The 472-nt window shown below is 65.0% G+C and carries 1 protein-coding gene; it reads left to right on the top strand.

Annotated elements, in window-relative coordinates:
* Positions 1–74: 74 nt before the first annotated feature.
* Positions 75–472, top strand: a 398-nt coding sequence (locus tag IMZ11_RS43960; RefSeq protein WP_228649677.1) for a TM2 domain-containing protein, incomplete at its 3' end; no start/stop codon positions are given.

Genomic DNA, 472 nt, shown 5'->3' with positions numbered 1-472 from the left:
CATTTCAACCAGCCTGCCGATGCCGAATCCCTATCGGCGCCGGTGCATTCGAGAAAGTCGGGGCCACAATGTCCATGCCAAATCAGCCCGGAGATATGTACGGAGTGCCGCCCCAGGGAGTGCCCCCGCAATTCCCGCCTCCGCAGGGTGCGCAGTTCGGTGGTTACCCGCCGCAGGGCTTCCCCGCCGGATACCCGGGACAGCAGCAGCCGTACGGTGGCTATCCCGCTGATCCGTCGGCGCCGTACGGCCGTGACCCGCAGACCGGGCAACCGCTGTCCGACAAGTCGGCCATCACCGCCGGACTGCTGCAGTTCTTTCTCGGCGCTTTCGGCGTCGGACGTTTCTACATCGGCTCGACCAGCATCGGCGCGATTCAGCTCGGCCTGACCGTTCTCGGAATCCTCACGTCGGTGTTGTTCGTCGGAGTCTTCATCTGCCTGGGCGTCGGCATCTGGGCGCTGGTGGACTC

It is taken from the genome of Microtetraspora sp. AC03309 (assembly GCF_020826795.1).
GTDB lineage: Bacteria > Actinomycetota > Actinomycetes > Streptosporangiales > Streptosporangiaceae > Microtetraspora > Microtetraspora glauca.
This window is presented reverse-complemented; position numbering and strand designations above follow the sequence as displayed.